General features: G+C 37.1%; 20 protein-coding genes and 3 tRNA genes. 1 reads left to right on the forward strand and 22 read right to left on the reverse strand.

The window, feature by feature from the left end; genetic code table 11:
- The 4 genes from MRT15_RS00330 to MRT15_RS00345 all read right to left on the reverse strand — a co-directional run bounded on the left by MRT15_RS00330 (window position 1) and on the right by MRT15_RS00345 (window position 3979).
- Window positions 1-3330, reverse strand: a complete 3330-nt coding sequence (locus MRT15_RS00330) for a DNA-directed RNA polymerase subunit B (protein WP_304326887.1) — start codon at window positions 3328-3330, stop codon at window positions 1-3.
- A 5-nt stretch (window positions 3331-3335) separates the two neighbouring features.
- Entirely contained in the window at window positions 3336-3578 is a 243-nt protein-coding gene (locus MRT15_RS00335; RefSeq protein ID WP_304326888.1) for a DNA-directed RNA polymerase subunit H, read from the reverse strand.
- A gap of 167 nt (window positions 3579-3745) precedes the next feature.
- Window positions 3746-3823 (reverse strand) — tRNA-Lys (locus MRT15_RS00340).
- A 78-nt stretch (window positions 3824-3901) separates the two neighbouring features.
- A tRNA-Asp gene (locus MRT15_RS00345) sits at window positions 3902-3979 on the reverse strand.
- Window positions 3980-4088: 109 nt separating this feature from the next.
- Between MRT15_RS00345 and MRT15_RS00350 the strand changes: the two genes are divergently transcribed.
- Window positions 4089-4163 (forward strand) — tRNA-Arg (locus MRT15_RS00350).
- A gap of 58 nt (window positions 4164-4221) precedes the next feature.
- Here MRT15_RS00350 and MRT15_RS00355 read toward each other — a convergent pair.
- The 18 genes from MRT15_RS00355 to MRT15_RS00440 all read right to left on the reverse strand — a co-directional run bounded on the left by MRT15_RS00355 (window position 4222) and on the right by MRT15_RS00440 (window position 16040).
- Window positions 4222-4884 carry a DUF434 domain-containing protein gene (locus tag MRT15_RS00355; protein WP_304326889.1) on the reverse strand — a complete coding sequence of 221 codons (663 nt, stop codon included), beginning with the start codon at window positions 4882-4884 and terminating at the stop codon, window positions 4222-4224.
- Window positions 4885-4935: 51 nt separating this feature from the next.
- Window positions 4936-7626 carry an alanine--tRNA ligase gene (alaS, locus tag MRT15_RS00360; protein WP_304326890.1) on the reverse strand — a complete coding sequence of 897 codons (2691 nt, stop codon included), beginning with the start codon at window positions 7624-7626 and terminating at the stop codon, window positions 4936-4938.
- Between the two features lie 154 nt (window positions 7627-7780).
- Window positions 7781-8104: a 50S ribosomal protein P1 gene (gene rpl12p, locus MRT15_RS00365; RefSeq protein ID WP_369684923.1), complete on the reverse strand. Its 324-nt coding sequence runs from the start codon at window positions 8102-8104 to the stop codon at window positions 7781-7783.
- A gap of 56 nt (window positions 8105-8160) precedes the next feature.
- Window positions 8161-9192 (reverse strand): 50S ribosomal protein L10, encoded by a 1032-nt coding sequence (rplJ, locus tag MRT15_RS00370; protein ID WP_304326892.1) that lies wholly within the window; start codon window positions 9190-9192, stop codon window positions 8161-8163.
- A gap of 11 nt (window positions 9193-9203) precedes the next feature.
- Entirely contained in the window at window positions 9204-9851 is a 648-nt protein-coding gene (locus tag MRT15_RS00375) for a 50S ribosomal protein L1 (RefSeq protein WP_304326893.1), read from the reverse strand.
- Window positions 9852-10346, reverse strand: coding sequence for a 50S ribosomal protein L11 (locus tag MRT15_RS00380; protein WP_304326894.1), 495 nt, complete (start codon window positions 10344-10346; stop codon window positions 9852-9854).
- Between the two features lie 98 nt (window positions 10347-10444).
- Complete coding sequence (locus tag MRT15_RS00385; protein ID WP_304326895.1) at window positions 10445-10888, reverse strand: transcription elongation factor Spt5; 444 nt, start codon at window positions 10886-10888, stop codon at window positions 10445-10447.
- A gap of 4 nt (window positions 10889-10892) precedes the next feature.
- A complete protein-coding gene (locus MRT15_RS00390) occupies window positions 10893-11063 on the reverse strand; it encodes a protein translocase SEC61 complex subunit gamma (protein ID WP_304326896.1) in 171 nt (56 codons plus the stop codon).
- A gap of 63 nt (window positions 11064-11126) precedes the next feature.
- On the reverse strand, window positions 11127-12056 hold the full coding sequence (argF, locus tag MRT15_RS00395) for an ornithine carbamoyltransferase (RefSeq protein ID WP_304326897.1): 930 nt from the start codon (window positions 12054-12056) through the stop codon (window positions 11127-11129).
- Window positions 12057-12117: 61 nt separating this feature from the next.
- The gene (gene ftsY / locus MRT15_RS00400; protein WP_304326898.1) at window positions 12118-13026 is read right to left on the reverse strand and encodes a signal recognition particle-docking protein FtsY; all 909 of its coding nucleotides are present in this window, start codon (window positions 13024-13026) and stop codon (window positions 12118-12120) included.
- Window positions 13027-13038: 12 nt separating this feature from the next.
- Window positions 13039-13485 carry a prefoldin subunit alpha gene (pfdA, locus tag MRT15_RS00405; protein WP_304326899.1) on the reverse strand — a complete coding sequence of 149 codons (447 nt, stop codon included), beginning with the start codon at window positions 13483-13485 and terminating at the stop codon, window positions 13039-13041.
- On the reverse strand, window positions 13472-13723 hold the full coding sequence (gene rpl18a / locus MRT15_RS00410) for a 50S ribosomal protein L18Ae (RefSeq protein WP_304326900.1): 252 nt from the start codon (window positions 13721-13723) through the stop codon (window positions 13472-13474). Before rpl18a ends, pfdA begins: the two co-directional genes overlap by 14 nt.
- 1 nt (window position 13724) lies before the next feature.
- A complete protein-coding gene (locus MRT15_RS00415; RefSeq protein ID WP_304326901.1) occupies window positions 13725-14402 on the reverse strand; it encodes a translation initiation factor IF-6 in 678 nt (225 codons plus the stop codon).
- A gap of 13 nt (window positions 14403-14415) precedes the next feature.
- Complete coding sequence (locus MRT15_RS00420; protein WP_304326902.1) at window positions 14416-14706, reverse strand: 50S ribosomal protein L31e; 291 nt, start codon at window positions 14704-14706, stop codon at window positions 14416-14418.
- A gap of 10 nt (window positions 14707-14716) precedes the next feature.
- Complete coding sequence (locus MRT15_RS00425) at window positions 14717-14872, reverse strand: 50S ribosomal protein L39e (protein ID WP_304326903.1); 156 nt, start codon at window positions 14870-14872, stop codon at window positions 14717-14719.
- 2 nt (window positions 14873-14874) lie between these two features.
- The gene (locus MRT15_RS00430) at window positions 14875-15222 is read right to left on the reverse strand and encodes a DNA-binding protein (RefSeq protein WP_304326904.1); all 348 of its coding nucleotides are present in this window, start codon (window positions 15220-15222) and stop codon (window positions 14875-14877) included.
- Between the two features lie 16 nt (window positions 15223-15238).
- Complete coding sequence (locus MRT15_RS00435) at window positions 15239-15703, reverse strand: 30S ribosomal protein S19e (protein WP_304326905.1); 465 nt, start codon at window positions 15701-15703, stop codon at window positions 15239-15241.
- A gap of 55 nt (window positions 15704-15758) precedes the next feature.
- Window positions 15759-16040: a YhbY family RNA-binding protein gene (locus MRT15_RS00440; protein ID WP_304326906.1), complete on the reverse strand. Its 282-nt coding sequence runs from the start codon at window positions 16038-16040 to the stop codon at window positions 15759-15761.
- Between the last annotated feature and the right edge of the window lie 22 nt (window positions 16041-16062).

The following is a 16062-nucleotide window of genomic DNA, read 5'->3' on the forward strand; positions in this document are numbered from 1 at the left end:
TTACATCTCCTCCAAGATTATTTTTGGCATAATTGTCAAACTCATTAATTCTTGTAAGAGTAGTTTAAATGCATATGACATTATTACTGGTGAGATTTTTGCCTTATCTCCACAAATCCTGCAAACGTATTCTCTCCTATTTGCATCATAATATGCTATAGTCCCACATCTTTCACACACATATACTGTTGTTTTGTCAGATTCTTCTAGTAATCTCTCCTTTAATAGCATTGATGCTCCATGACTTATTAAGCAGTCTCTCTCCATTTCTCCAAATCTCAGCCCCCCTTCCCTAGCCCTTCCTTCCGTTGGTTGTCTGGTTAGTATTTGTACAGGTCCTCTTGCACGTGCATGTATTTTGTCTGCAACCATGTGGTGTAGTTTCTGATAATATACGACCCCTATAAATACTTCTGCTTGTAACATTTGCCCTGTTCTTCCATCATACATTATTTCACATCCATTTGATTTAAATCCAAGTCTCTTCAACTCTTCCTTTATATCCTCCTCCTTTTCACCTTCGAATGGTGTTCCATCAACATATCTTCCTGCAAGTGCTCCAACTTTTCCCGCTATGCTCTCCAGTAATTGTCCTAATGTCATTCTTGATGGGAATGCATGTGGGTTTATTATTAGATCTGGAACTATTCCATCTTCTGTGAATGGCATATCTTCTTGTGGAATTAAAATACCTATTACCCCCTTCTGGCCATGTCTTGATGCAAATTTGTCTCCTATTTCAGGTATCCTCATCTCCCTTACCCTAACTTTAACTAATCTATCACCTTCAGAGGTTTTCGTTAGTAAAACTTTATCAACAATCCCACTTTCTCCATGTGTTAGTGTGAGGGAGGTTTCTCTCCTTGTACGTTCTTCAACTCTTATTCCAGTTGGTTCTTCTAAGAATCTTGGTGGGCTCGTTCTTCCAACTAGCACTACTTCACCTTTCACTTCCACTTCTGGTTCTATTATTCCATCTTCGTCCAGTAGTTTATATGCGTCGGCCACTCTATACCCTCTTACAGATGGATCTGGGACTTCTATTCTGTCAACTTCTCCCCCGGGATACCTCTTCTCCTCCACTTCATAGCATCTGAAGAATGTTGAGTGCCCTAGGCCTCTTTCCACGGATGATTTGTTTATTATAATTGCGTCTTCGATGTTGTATCCTGAGTATGTTAAGACTGCAACTATTAGGTTTTGTCCTGCGGGGCGTTCTTCATATTTAACTATCTTACTGGGCTTTGTTGTTACTATTGGTTTTTGGATGTAGTGTAGTAGATGTGCTCTTGAATCCATTCTTATATGTTCGTTTATTGCATATAGTCCTAAGGCTTGTTTTGCCATGGCTGCTTCATATGAATTCCTTGGAGATTGATTATGTTCAGCGTAGGGTATTATGGATGCACATATTCCCAATATTGTTGGCGGTGCTATTTCTAGGTGTGTATGCTCTTTAGTTAATTCTTCTTCTTTTACTGCTATGTATGCGTTTTCCTCTTCTTCTGCATCCAGATATTCAATATATCCGTTTTTCACAACGTCACTCCATGAAAGTTCCCCTCTCTTCACTTTATTGATCACTTCTTCTGTGATGGTCACTTCTCCATTTTCAACTACGAATAGTGGGCGTAGAACTCTTCCAGCATCGCAATTTACATAAACTTCATTTATGTATTCGTCCTTGTAATGTGCGATGTTTACTTCATAGTGTATTTTTCCAAGTCTGCGGAGTTTTCTAAATTCTGTGCATAGAGCTTCTGGGTTTGGATGAACCCCTATTAGGCATCCATTTAAGAATACTTTTGCCCCAGCTATCTTTTCCCGTTTCGCTACCTCTATGGGTATGACTCCAAGTTGGTGGATGAGCTTTCTCTCTATGCTCTCTTCATCTGTGCCCACAGACACTATTGCCATTAATGCTAAATTCTTTACGAGGCCACAGTTGGGGCCTTCAGGGGTTTCTGTTGGACATAGTCTACCCCAGTGTGTTGAGTGTAGATCCCTCGCTTCGAAGTGTGGTTGACTTCTGCTTAATGGTGAAACGACCCTTCTAAGATGGCTTAGTGTTGACATATAGTTTGTTCTATCTAGAAGCTGGCTTACACCCACCTTTCCTCCAACCCAATTACCAGTTGCTATGGCATGTCTTAGTCTCTCCGTGATTATGTCTGCTCTCACTAAATTCACTATGTTTATTCTTCTCCCTCTGCTTTTTGCGCGTTCAAGCTGATATCTTATATCTCTACATAGATTCTTAAATGCCACTCTAAATAGGCTCATTAATAAGTCTCCGGCAAGTTTTAGTCTTTTATTTGCGTAATGGTCTTTATCATCTGGTTTTCGTCTACCTAACACCAGTTCAAGTAGCTTTTCAGCCATTTGCCCTAAGAATAATGCCTTTTTCTTCCTACTTCTGGCATCTGTCCCTAGGTGTGGAAGGAAATATTTATCAAGTATTTGTTGTGCTCTCTGAATACGGTACTCTCTAGTTTGCCCTATTGCAACACGATTTCCAATGTAATCTAAAGCGTCTTCAACGGTTGTTATTGCAGAAGCTTGGTCTAGTGAAGGTATCATTAATTGCTGTATTTCAGGGTCATCTGAAACTGTTTCCACTATTTCCTTATCCGTCTTTAATCCAAGGCTCTTCATAAGTATGCATAATGGTATTCTACCAGGAACTGATGGGAATGATACGTGGAGTGTTCCATCCCTTAACCTAATGAGCGTTATTGGCACCCTATATCCTGCAGCTGTTGAGAAGACTTTTGCGGTGTGTGTTGCGGAGGAGCCTGCTCTCCCCACATCCACCAGTATCCTGTTTGCCACAAGGTCTTCTTGCGCCACGAGTACTCTCTCAGAACCGTTTATTATGAAGTATCCTCCAGGGTCGTCTGGATCCTCCCCTTGCTCTATGAGTTGTTCCCTACTTAACCCGTTTAATCTACATTTGATGGATTTAACCATTATTGGGAGTCTTCCTATGAAAACTTCTACTCTTTCCCCCTCTATATTGTCTTCAACTGGTATCATTGTTAAATATATCGATGCCGCATAGGTTAGATTTCTAAGCCTAGCATCCATGGGATAAATTTTATCTTCAGAACCATCTGCCTCAAGAACTGTAGGTTCCCCTATCTTTATTTCTCCTAATCTAACCTTCAATCCAGGTATGCTTGTCTCAATCTCTCCTTGCTCATCCACTATTTGTTGAATCCCTCTAGTTACAAAATCATTGAATGAATCTAAGTGCTGTCTGACAAGACCTTTCTCTTTAAAGAATGCTTCCATTAAAGCCCATCTATCTTCATCTTTTAATTTAACCATACCACTCACCCTGGAACCACATACCTATACACTATGGTAGTTCCTGCTGTAGGACTCTTCCTGATAATCTTTATTATATCCCCCCTCTTAGCCCCCAAAGCTCTTGCAGCCGGGTCACTAACACGTATATATGGTAGTTGATGAGGTTTTACACCGAGTTGTTTTAAAACTTCTTCAGCTTCTTTCTTACTTAATAGTATGTGTTGTGGCACAAGAACATGATCAAAAATGGAAAACTTTTTACTCATTCCCATATCACCAAACATTAAAATATTAAGTCAAAAATGTTAAGCGTAAATACTAACCAATAAATATTTCGCTTTTTCATCAATTAAATAAATTGTGAGGCGTTAAACTTATCACTTCATCATCTAATAATGATTAACTCCCTCATACAATATCATCATTAAATATTTGGCGGGCCCGGCGGGATTTGAACCCGCGACCAATGGGTTAAAAGCCCACTGCTCTGTCCTGGCTGAGCTACGGGCCCACTGCAACTGAATTTTAAACCCAAATATTTCATGTTAATGTGAATATTAAAAAATTACTCTCTCACGACGGTATTGAATGGCGCCCAGGCCGGGATTTGAACCCGGGGCCCGAGCTCGACAGGCTCGGATGTTAGACCGGGCTACACCACCTGGGCTAGAGTTTATCATTAGAATTAAATTGAGCATATTTATTAATATTTTTCGTAATGATAATTATTGAGTTGTGTTTGATGTTACATTTATTGTGATATCGTAATTGTGGATGGGCCCGTAGCTCAGTTTGGATAGAGCACTGGCCTTCGGAGCCAGGGGTCCCGGGTTCAAATCCCGGCGGGCCCGCATCCAATTAAATTTCGATTTTGGCATTATTTTAGCAGTGTCTTGTTCACATATCACGCTATTTGAATATTGTAATATCGAGTATTCTTTCCTTAAATTTTGAGTTTATTATATATCCAGCAAGATCGAATATTTTATTAGCTCTTTCCATTATTAATGAATCACTTGATGCTATTATCCCACCTTTTGATATGATTTCAGTATCATTCCTTTTAGATGTTCTTGCATCTCCATTTACCCCTTCTTCCCTCATTTTTTGCCTTATTTTTGATGCTATTTCACCGCTGAAGCTTATCTGTTCATCAAAAAAGAATATCGATTCTTTTGCTCTGCACATTCTTAATGTTTCAAATATCAGCATTATTGCCTTTTCAGTATATTGTGTCATTTTGAACTTTCTAGACGTGTATGATATATCACGTATTAGTCCATCATCGCATTTTATTAGTATTGCTCCTCTTAATGCGTTTTCTATGGTAATTATATTATTAAACCCATCTATTAAAAGTGTATTTCCAGCAACTTCCTCTATGTTGATTAACTTCTTTAATCTACTCTTTGCTTGCTCATCTGGGTATACTGCTCTAAATATTATAGCTCTTTCTTCTTTACTTAACTTATACCTTGATGTTACATAGTCTGCTGCAGTCTTTCGATTATACCCTCTATTGAGTAAGTATCTCATATCTATTATTGCTTCCTTCAGTATTTCTAGATTCATAGGTATCATATTTTTTAATATTCAATTAATCAATTACTGTTTACTTTAATACTAAGTTTTCTGCAACTCTTTAATATATTTCTTCACTTCCTCTTCTATCATGGCGATTCTATCTATTCTTTTGCCGTATCCTTGTGCTATGGTTTTATCTCCCCCACCCTTCCCTTCTAATATTTTTGATATCCTCTCCGCAATTATGGATGCATTTAACCCTCTATCCACTAAATCTTCATTCATCATTACTACATAATTAATGAGGTTGGCATTCATATTTAATATTATAACCATTGCCTCCTTCTCCATTTTTAGGATTTCCCCACCAATTTCTATCATCTGTTCTTTTGTGAGGTCATTGAATTTCGTTATGAATATTTTTGTATGGTCGCATACTATTGGATTGGGAATAATATTTTTCAATATAATTTCTTGTATATGTTTCTTCCAGAGCTGTCTGTATTCTAATTTCACTTTTTCGTTTTCACCCTTTAGCTTTTCAATGTTTTTAATTAGATGTTCTTCTTGTGTATTTAAGATCTTTGTAGCCTCTTTTATTAGTTTCTCCTTGTTTTGTATATGTTTTAGTGATGATAGTCCACATGTGAATTCAAGCCTCAGGACTCCATCTTGAATTTTATTGCATTTTAATATCTTTATTAATCCCACTTCCCCTGTCCTTTTTACATGTAATCCTCCGCATGCTTGAACGTTTATTCCCTCTATTTCCACTATCCTCACATTCCTTCCAGGCACTACGCCCCCCTGATAGATTCTTACTCCATATTTCCTTTCTGCTTCAGCTCTAGGCATTTCATACACTTTAACATCAACATTTTTTAAAACGTAGGTGTTGGCAATTTCTTCAACCTTTTCTATTTCCTCATCGCTTAACTGTTTATGATGAGTTACATCTAAACGATTTTTATAGACGTCTTTTTGTGCTCCGGCTTGCCAAATGTGTTTTCCTAATACTTTCATTAGTGCAGCTACCAGTATATGTGTGGCTGTATGGCTTCTCATCAACGCTAATCTTCTTTCAACATCTATAAATCCATGTATAATTTCTCCTAAGGGCGGTTTATCCCCTTCTACTTCATGTAGAATTACATCCCCCACCTTTTGTACATTTATTATCTTTGCATTTCCTCCATTCCATGTTATTACCCCTTGATCGTAAGGTTGTCCTCCCCCTTCAGGATAGAATGCTGTGGAATCTAGTATTATTTTGTTTCCTTCAATCCCTATGACCTTTGCTTCAAATTCAAATTGATATGGGTCATCATAATATATCCTTTTAGTTGGAGGATACTTTTCAATGCTTATTTTCAATTCCTTCTTTTCTCCACTTCCACATGCTTTTAAGTGCCTTTTAACCACTTCTGAGTAAAAGTTCTCAGGCACTTCTACTTTAATATCACTCTTCTTTGCAACTTCTTGAACCATTTCTGGCGGTATCCCTTGGGAATCATAGAGTTCTATGAGTTTTGATGATGGTATCGTATTTGCACCCTTCCTCTTTACCTCATTTATTATGTTTTGAATTATCCTTTCCCCACGTTTCATTGTGGCAATATACTTCTCCTCCTCCTCGTTTAACATGTCATATATTTCCTCCTCCATTTCTGCTATGTGTCTGTATGTTTTTCCCCATTTCCTTATTTGAAGTTTAATTAGATCTTTTAGTGAAAGATTTATTTTCGTTGTGTTGATTAATCTTAAGGCTCTTCTTATAAGGAGTCTTGCCAGATATCCTCCCCCTGAGTTTGACGGTACAAGGCCGTCTGCAAGCATGAATGTTAAGCATTTGGTATAGTCTAGTAATGCAAATACCCCTTGTATTATATTTAAGTATTCTCCATAGGTTTTATAGTCTTGTCTGTCTCCCATTGAAGATTTATATACATATTCCCTTAGCATCTCAGATTTATCTTCAATATCACTCTTTGATAGAACATCATTTAATATTTCATCGTATATGGAATGGAATATAGTTGGTTTGCTTTGCGATTCCCATAATATCCTTTCAAGTCCATATCCAGTATCAACTATTCGCATGGGCATTAACTCATATTTGTCATCTATCACTTTATACATCATGAATACTAGTGTGGCTATCTCTAATCCTCCCACGCACACCTCTAGACAAGGACCTGCATTCCCCCCTCCCTCCCACCAGCTTTCCTTGTAAGTTATGTTCATTGGATCTACATTCATTATTTCCGTTAGGAAGTTGTGGCATAGTTCTACGGTTTTATCCTTCCAATAGATCTCCTTGTTTGGATAGTTGAAGGCATGGTGGGCTGCCATTTCAAATATTGTTAAATGTTTCATGCTTTTTCCCACATCGTCAATGTCAACTAATCTTATACATGGTTGTGAAATTACCAGTGGATTTGCAGGTGGATCCGCTTCTCCACTTGTTATGTGTGGCTGAAATACGGCTATGCTAGCAATAGTTAAGTAAATATCATCCCTCCATCTCGCCACCACTGGATATGGGTCTATTATTGTATGCCCATTTTTTTCAAAGTATGTTAAATATGTCTTCCTCAAATCGTCTAATGAACTATACTTCTTCATTATTGGATTTATCAAGAAATCATATGGTTCACATGGTGCTTCCCCGCAAGTTGTTTTGCTATGGTTTATGGTCCAAAATGGATTTCCACATTTTTTACATATTTTCCTTTCAAAACCATTTTTCTTAAAGTAGTCTATTGCATATTCATCAACATTTCCTTTCATTCATTTTCCACCATCCATTATATTATGCTCTACAAATTAATGATAAGTTTCAACAATTATATATTAACTACTTGACAATTAAGTTGATTTCATCATTATGTAAACTAAACTCGATAAATGATTCTCTTAAATCTTAAAATTTTATTAAAGTTGTTTATCCGAATAGTGATGCTAGTCCTTCTGCTATCTCTTCCTCCTCCTTCTCCTTCTTCTCTTCCTTCTTCTTTTCCTCCTTTGGTTTTGCTTCAGCTGATGGTGCTGCACTGGCTGCTGCAGGCATTGTTGCTACTGTTGGGGTGATTGTTGAGGCTGCACTTATTGCTTCATCTATATTGACTTCCTTTAAAGCTGCCACCATAGCTTTCAATCTGACATCATCCACTTCAATGCCAGCTGCCTCTAGTATCCTTCTTAAGCTCTTTTCTTCAATTGGCTTTTTAGCGTAGTGTAAGAGGAGGCTTGCATATACGTATTCTATACTAATCACCTCCAATATGCGATTAAAAGAGTTATAAAACGTATATTTAAAGTTGTTTATCCGAATAGTGATGCTAGTCCTTCTGCTATCTCTTCCTCCTCCTTCTCCTTCTTCTCTTCCTTCTTCTTTTCCTCCTTTGGTTTTGCTTCAGCTGATGGTGCTGCACTGGCTGCTGCAGGCATTGTTATTCCCTCAATAATTTTTAATTCTGGATTTATTTGCATGAGCTTCATAGCTAACATTAATGCCCTACTATTTGCGATTGCCAATGTTTCCTTTATAATTCCCGGTTCTGGTGTAGCGATTTCTGCTGCAATTTTCCTCGCAATTCTTGCAGCTTTAGTTATTACTTGAACCATTACTTCTGGTATTGGGAGTGCAGCGTCTATGGCTATTACGTATGCGTTTCTAACGGCATCTTTTATCATTTGGTGGTATTCTTCGATATTTAGTTTAAGTTCTTCTTCTCCAAGTATTCTTCCATTAAAGTATAATGCTTTTATCCTCATCTTCACCTCGATGGGTTTTATATTCAACCTTTTAAGTATATCTGCTAAGTCTGGGCTTATTATATCCCCCTTCTTGGCAACTATGGTATCTTTAGTTATCCATATAGATCCTTCCTCAATTTTCACTGGGATTTTTAATGCATTGAATTTACTTATTATTGGTCCAGGAGTCATTCCAGTATTTCCAGCTGGCACTATTATGTCATTTTGTGCAATATCCCCTGCTTTTGCTTCCATATATACCTTATTCTTTTCCAGTATTAGTGCAAGTTCAAATGGGTTTCCATTTGAAAATATGAATGCATTTTGTTCTGACAAGTATTTCCCCAAAGCCTCTATGTTCTTCAGATCATTTGAACATTCTTCGATTGCTTTTTTGAACAGAGTGTTTTTAGCTACCTTCAAGTAGATACCATTGTTTCTCAATATTTTACGTATTTCCTGTAATTGACGAGCTCTCAACCCTTTTAGAGATGCTATGGCTATTATCTCATTGGACTTCATTAGTTCCATTAGTTCTTCTAAGACTTTTTGCTTCTTCACTTTTTTCGGAATTTTCTTCTCAATGGTTTTCAACATTGTTCATCACTTCACACAGTGATTTTTACTGGTTTTCCCATGGTGGTCTTAATGTATATTGACTCAATATTCCTTAAGCTTTTAAACTTTTCTCTTATCTTTGATATCACTGTTAATGCATTTTCTAAAAGTTTCTCTGTTGGCATGTCTTCTGTGCCAATTATGCATTGTATTAATGGTTGATTTCTAGTTCTAATCCAAATAGTATTTTGTGCTTTACTTATTGCTGAGGCTATGTCTCCTGTGGGTGGTATTGGTTCGGGCATTTTATTTCTAGGCCCCAGTATAGGTCCTAGGTGTCTGCCTATGAGCGGCATGTAGTCTGCTCTAGCTATGAATACATCATAATTTTCAGCCAACTTCTTTAATTCCTTTTTATTTGATGCCAGCTTTTCCAATGCTTCCCTGCTAATAACTGCCTTTGCCCCTGCCTCTTTAGCTTTTGATGCAAAGTCTCCATCTCCAAAAACGCATACGCTTATTTCCTTCCCTATTTGATTTGGAAGTATGACCTTTTCGTTTATCCTGTTTTCCGGCTTCTTTAAGTCAACATCTCTTAAATTTATTATTAGCTCTACGGATTGTTTGAAGTTCCTTTTCTTAGACTCCTTCTTTGCTTCTTCTATTGCATCTCTCAATTTATCTTCCAGTGATGACATTTACCTTTCAGCCTCCTCAAATATTTTGTCATACTTCCCTTCATCTATTTCCTTTTGAACGATTCGTGGGTCTTTCCCCTCCACTGTGACTCCCATACTCACACATGTTCCTAAAATCTCCTTTACAGCTGCTTTAAGTGTTTTTGCCAATAGTTGTGGCCTTTTTATTTTTGCTATTTTTATAGCCTGTTGTATTGTTAAATTTCCAACCTTATTTGCGTGTGGTGTTCCAGACCCCTTCTCTGCTTTTATCTCTCTAAGTATTAGGGCTGCTGTTGTTGGTATTCCAACTTCTACGGAAAACTTCTTTGTTTCAACATCTACAGTTACCGTGACTGGAACTCTCATCCCAAGAAACTCCTTTGTTTTCTCATTTATCTCATTTACCACTTGCATTACATTTATTCCCAGAGGTCCTAGGGATGGGCCTATGGGGGGTCCTCCTGTAGCTTTTCCCCCCTCAACCAGGAATGTAAAGCTTTTAGTACTCTTCATAAGCTTCCCCATCATCACATACTTACTTTGCTAATGTTTATCCAATAATCTCTCTCTATTATACTTTTCTTAAATACTGTTTGTCTCCTCCTATGAATTTAAGTTTTTGAAGCTTTCCTTACGGCATCAGCATTTATTGTTATTGGCAATGTATACGTTACCTCCAATAATTCCAATGTCACTTCCTCTTTCTCCGCATTTATCTTTGTTATTTTACCAGTCATACCTCTGAATGGGCCACTTACTATCTCAACGATATCTCCCACATTTAATCCTTCTAGTGGTGGTTTTTGAATTAGAAATTTCTCTATTTCCTCTATGTTTACAACTCCTGGAATCCACCCCTTTACATGTCTTATTCCACTTATTGCATTCATTATTTTCGTGGCATGAGTTACTTCTATGAATATGAATCCATTGATGTCTTTTGGCACTATTATTGAGAGTACCCCCATATCTGCAGCTTTTGCTCTTGCTTCTATTAGTAATGCAACATTGTTTTCTTGTCCAGCGGTTGTTCTAATAGTGTAGTATGGCGCCATATTTTCACCTTGGTAATGCTTGTAAAACTAGTGATATTAACTGTATTATGAATCCATATCCACCGAGTATCAGAAGTCCTAGTATGCATATTCTTATGGTTAATGAGTATTCCTCCCATGTTGGTTTCCTAGATAGTCTTATGATCCTTTTAATGGATTCTCTGAAGCTGCTCATCACATTCACGCCTCTAGATTTAAGGGGAATCTTTATTATATAAAATTGTTGTTGGTTTTTGCATTATAGTAGTGATGCTAGTATTGCTTTTTGTACATGTAGCCTGTTTTCAGCTTGATCCCAAACTATTGAGTTTTCTGAATCAATGACTTCATCAGTTATTTCTAAGCCGCGGTGTGCTGGTAAGCAGTGCATCACCATTGCCTTTGGAGAATATGACAACAATTTTTTATTCACTTGGTATGGTGCGAATACTTTCATCCTTTTCTCACTCTCCTCCTCTTGTCCCATGCTTACCCATACGTCTGTGTATATGAAGTCCACATTTTTCACAGCTTCCTCCGGTGATGTATACAAGTTTACTGTGGATCCGCTTTCAATGGAGTTTATTTCAGCTATTTTCATTACATCTTGTCTGGGCATGTAGTCCTTTGGTGATGCTACGTTTACATGTATTCCAAATTTTGTGGATGCTATTATTAGTGAGCTACATACGTTGTTTGAGCCATCTCCAATGAATGCTACTCTAATCCCCTTTAAATACCCCTTCTTCTCGTACATTGTAAATACATCTGATAGTGCTTGGCATGGGTGATGTAGATCGCTTAAACCATTTATTACTGGTATTGTGGCTGCTCTGGCCATCTCTTCTAGGTCTATGTGCCTGTATACCCTTGCCATAATACCATCCACATATCTACTGAGGACTTTTGCTGTATCGCTTATTGTTTCCCCTCTACCAAGTTGTAGTTCATTCCAGCTTAAGTATAGTGCTTTTCCACCCAATTGATGCATTGCCACTTCGAAGGATACTCTTGTCCTTGTTGATGGTTTCTGAAATATCATTGCTAAAGTTTTCCCCTTCAAAACTTCCTTTACTCTCTCCCCAGAGTAATATTCCATCTTCATCTTTTCCGCTAATTTTAATAGTTTCCATAATTCCTCGGTTGTGAATTCTTGTAATGTTAAGAGGTCTCTACCTTTGAGTGACATGTTCTCTGTAGCTATTTAGTGTTGTTTTGTAATATAAAATTGTTTATTTTTCGATGTTAATTTATTCTACTATTTTCTGTATTAACCAGTTTCCATCGAATTTAACTAAATCTGTGTATTTTTGTCCTGTTCCAATGTATAGTATTGGTTTCTTTGTTGCAAACATTATTGATAGGGCTACTCCGCCTCTTACATCTGCATCCACCTTCGTTATTATTGATCCACTTATACCCACATATTTGTTGAAGGTTTCTGCTTGGTTTAGTGCATCATTGCCTGTTAATGCATCTCCAATGAATATTGTGTAGTCTGCGTTGATGACTCTAATTATCTTTGTTAATTCCATCATTAGATCTTTGTCTGTATGCATTCTTCCAGCTGTGTCTATTAGTACTACTGGTATTTTATGTGCTTGTGCATATTTCACAGCATCATAAGCTACTGCCGCTGGATCTGCTCCGTAGGTGTGTTTTATCATTTTCACTCCAATTCTATTTGCGTGTATAGCCAGTTGCTCCTCAGCTCCAGCTCTAAATGTGTCGCTACATGCGAGAACAGAGTTTATATTCTTCTCTTTAAGTTTGAATGCAAGTTTTGCTATGGTGGTAGTTTTACCGCTACCATTTACTCCTACGAAGACTATTTTTACTGGTGTTTCTCCACTTCTAATCCTCCTACTAATTTCTTCTTCTAAATCCATTTCCCCTGCTTCTACAAGTATATCCATTATTGCTTTCTTTATACACTCCCTTACCCTTGTTGCTGGGTCTTCGTTTCTTGGGATTTTTGAGCCTGTCAATGTTTCAAGTATTCTCTTCTCCAAGTATTCTGCAACTGTATATGCTACATCACAGCTTACTAATTGCATTTTCCACTCGAATAGTATTGGTTCTAATTCTTCCTTTGATAGTGTCTTTGTGGATACTATTTCAATTATTTGTTTTATTGCGTTTTTGAGTTTGCTGAACAATATTCATCATCCTTAAGTGCCTTTTTCTCTCAATTGTTGTATTAATGTGTTTAATTGATTTTGTAAGTATTCTATTCCACTTAATGTTTCTGTTAATTTCTGCTGTATTTCCATTTGCTGTTTTTGTAGGGCTTCCATTCTCTTCTCAAGTATTTCTATTACCTCTTTATTTGGTTTTTTGATTATTATGTTGGAGCCTACGTTTACATATGCATTTTCATTGTCCACTATTACTGCATCAACCATTATTTGTGATCCTAGTGGCAGTATAACTTTATGATTTTTTTCCAGTTTACTTATTTCATTTAAAGTTTCCAGCGCGAGTTGGGTGTCTATTATCTGTCTTTGTAAGATTTCACTCTGCTCCTTTAATGCGTCTGCTATTGAATTTAGTGTGGTTATCTGTGCGTATAGTCTGCCAACTTCTTCTTCAACCTCTTTTCGATCAATCTTCTTCATTTATCTTCTCTCTCCATAAAACTTGTATCAAACTATTTTTTGTATCTTTTGGATTTATTACTTCTATGTTTTTAATCCTCACATTCCCCCTTTTCACTCTATGTATTCCACTTAAATTTGAATAGACTCTTTCAATTGCTTCTTCAGGCTTCAATCCAGGTATGTCTAATGTGAATTTCATGTTAGCTCCATTTCTCAGAATTACTTCGCCACTTACCCTATATATTTTCACACTCATATCATATCATCCCTCCCAAAACTCTTTCTATTTGTGCTATTTCCGGTCCTGTGGATGAGCTTCCAACCAGTATTCCTTTGGAGTTGGCCACTATCCCTACCCCCACTATGGGGAATCCTGCATTCACTGTTCCTACATCCACCTTAACTTTTAATATCTCACTTATATTTTTTAGTTCCTCTTCAGTGGTCATTGGATGAACTATGCACCCCTTATTACTTGCTACTCCAACAGATCCCACCACTTTATATCCTGCTATCGTGCACTTTTCAACTTCAACACCTAATACATCCCTTATACATTTAATTTCCTCTCTATTTAGGTCTGGACTTACTATTGAGGCATAATCGTTTGTGAGTATTATGTTTCCAAGTGCTGTTATCTTGCTTGGGAATGGTTCAATGTTTACTCCTAGCTCCTTTAGCTCCCTTCTTAAATATTCAATTTCTTCTTGTGGTGTATAGTATGGTACAAGTATCCCGTTGGAGTTTCCAACAGTTAGTACTCCCAGGAGTACTGAGTTGCATAAGTTTATTTGTACTGTTTTTACCCCTAATACTTCTTCAACTATCTTCATTATCTTTACTGGTATATTTGATGGTGTTAGAACATACTTATCTGATGCTGAGAAGAAAACCCCTATATTATTACTTCCATAAACCGATAGTCTTTCTATCAAATTGTTTTTACCCCTACTCTTTTTCCATAAATGGGTATACCTTTACCTCCCCCTCTGAATTCTTGGTCACCCTTACCCTTATCCTTCTTGGGGGTTTTTGTATGCCTCTTGACCATAGGATTTCATTTACTTCTGGGGTTATGATCACTTTATCAGTTTTCATATGCTTCATTATGAATTCCTTTAAAAATCTAACTGCACGTGGGGTTCTTTTACCTCTAGGTACATAATAGGCTATTTTTAGTGGTATTGTGTATATTCGTTCTAGGACTATATCCTCCTTTTTTTCACCACTTTTACTCATTCTAATCCCCCTACACTTTCAATTTTGTTTGACGCCAATGTCTGAGTTTTGGGTGTCTCCTAAACTTACCCATGGTTTTTATAATAACCCATAATGGGACTGGGGAGTTTTGCTTATTTGCATGGGCCAATCTAAGTTTTCTAGCTAAATGTTTATTTCTCGCCAAACTTACTCCCCCCTTTTCCATATAATTTTAGTTGGTCTTCTACTAATCACTCTGCTTAATATTTCTTTCAATTGCTCATCGGTTATTGGTACTTGAATCCTTCCACTTTGAGCTAATTGTATTAATTGTAATTCTATTTGCTCAACTATCTCTGGTTTAACCATTTTTAAATTTGCAAGTCTACTTCTAGCTTCTGGGGTAAGTATTCTCCTTAAAGCCTCTTGTTTAGCTGCCTCTATTGCCTCCCTCTTTCTAGCTTCCTCTATTTGTCTTTTTAATTCCGCCATTCTTTTACGTCTAATCTCCTCTAATTCTTCATCATATCCTTCTTCATCTCCCTCATTTGCCATATTACCTTCACCTCATTTATGCGATAACGTATTTTTTGAGTTCAGGATTTTCTTTCATAAGACTTCTAAATATTTTGTTCGATGTTGTGTATAGGAGTGAGAGAGCTTCGGGAGTTAGAGTTCTCCCCTTTCCTTCAACCTTCTTCACAAGTTTTGCATCCTCCAATTGTTGCATTATCTCTCTAATAATCTTACCTCCCCCCTTCCTGAAGTGGCATTTCTTCGTTCCATTCTGCTTCCTTCCGCCAAAGGCTGTTCTAAGCCTTTCCACCCCTACTCCACCCTTTAAATATATTTTTCTAAGTATTGCTGCAGCACGGATATACCACCAATCTGGGTTATCGGGGATTCTCTCCCTATGGCTTCCTGTTTTCACGTATTGTGCCCATGTTGGCGGTTTTATTTGTGGGTAATTTTCTTTTATAATCTCAGCTAACTCTTTAATCAATCTATTTGCTGGAACTGTTTTTGGTGAAACCAATGTCCGTCACCAAATTTTGTTAAACTACTTTTCAAATCGTATTATCTATTATAAATTATTTGCTTTTCCGTTTTCTATATAATGTTATTGTTCTCCCTCTAACGTCTATAACTTCCGCTTTTAGTGATGAAGCCAGCTCTTTAGCTATCCCCTTTACATCAGCTTCTTCTATTAATGGTGAATTCTTGAGTAATTTTATCTTCACAAATTCATGTTCATCTAGTTGTCTATCTATCTCCTTCGTAACGGCTTCCGTCAACCCACTTTTACCCACATTTATCTTTGGAATTTCATTTCTAATTATGAGTGATTTGATCTTGCGTTTTTCACTACCCATTGATATCAATAGAATAAGTGGA

It is taken from the genome of Candidatus Culexarchaeum yellowstonense (genome assembly GCF_024707025.1).
Taxonomy (GTDB): domain Archaea; phylum Thermoproteota; class Methanomethylicia; order Culexarchaeales; family Culexarchaeaceae; genus Culexarchaeum.

Excerpts from the sequence above, each read along its gene's own strand:
- MRT15_RS00420 (WP_304326902.1), bottom strand. The coding sequence starts at position 14,706 with ATGAGTAAAAGTGGTGAAAAAAAGGAGGATATAGTCCTAGAACGAATA.
- rplJ (WP_304326892.1), bottom strand. The coding sequence starts at position 9,192 with ATGTTGAAAACCATTGAGAAGAAAATTCCGAAAAAAGTGAAGAAGCAA.
- MRT15_RS00440 (WP_304326906.1), bottom strand. The coding sequence starts at position 16,040 with ATGGGTAGTGAAAAACGCAAGATCAAATCACTCATAATTAGAAATGAA.
- argF (WP_304326897.1), bottom strand. The coding sequence starts at position 12,056 with ATGTCACTCAAAGGTAGAGACCTCTTAACATTACAAGAATTCACAACC.
- MRT15_RS00330 (WP_304326887.1), bottom strand. The coding sequence starts at position 3,330 with ATGGTTAAATTAAAAGATGAAGATAGATGGGCTTTAATGGAAGCATTC.
- MRT15_RS00375 (WP_304326893.1), bottom strand. The coding sequence starts at position 9,851 with ATGTCATCACTGGAAGATAAATTGAGAGATGCAATAGAAGAAGCAAAG.
- MRT15_RS00380 (WP_304326894.1), bottom strand. The coding sequence starts at position 10,346 with ATGAAGAGTACTAAAAGCTTTACATTCCTGGTTGAGGGGGGAAAAGCT.
- MRT15_RS00430 (WP_304326904.1), bottom strand. The coding sequence starts at position 15,222 with ATGGCAAATGAGGGAGATGAAGAAGGATATGATGAAGAATTAGAGGAG.
- MRT15_RS00335 (WP_304326888.1), bottom strand. The coding sequence starts at position 3,578 with ATGAGTAAAAAGTTTTCCATTTTTGATCATGTTCTTGTGCCACAACAC.
- MRT15_RS00355 (WP_304326889.1), bottom strand. The coding sequence starts at position 4,884 with ATGAATCTAGAAATACTGAAGGAAGCAATAATAGATATGAGATACTTA.
- MRT15_RS00385 (WP_304326895.1), bottom strand. The coding sequence starts at position 10,888 with ATGGCGCCATACTACACTATTAGAACAACCGCTGGACAAGAAAACAAT.
- pfdA (WP_304326899.1), bottom strand. The coding sequence starts at position 13,485 with ATGAAGAAGATTGATCGAAAAGAGGTTGAAGAAGAAGTTGGCAGACTA.
- rpl18a (WP_304326900.1), bottom strand. The coding sequence starts at position 13,723 with ATGAGTGTGAAAATATATAGGGTAAGTGGCGAAGTAATTCTGAGAAAT.
- alaS (WP_304326890.1), bottom strand. The coding sequence starts at position 7,626 with ATGAAAGGAAATGTTGATGAATATGCAATAGACTACTTTAAGAAAAAT.
- MRT15_RS00390 (WP_304326896.1), bottom strand. The coding sequence starts at position 11,063 with ATGAGCAGCTTCAGAGAATCCATTAAAAGGATCATAAGACTATCTAGG.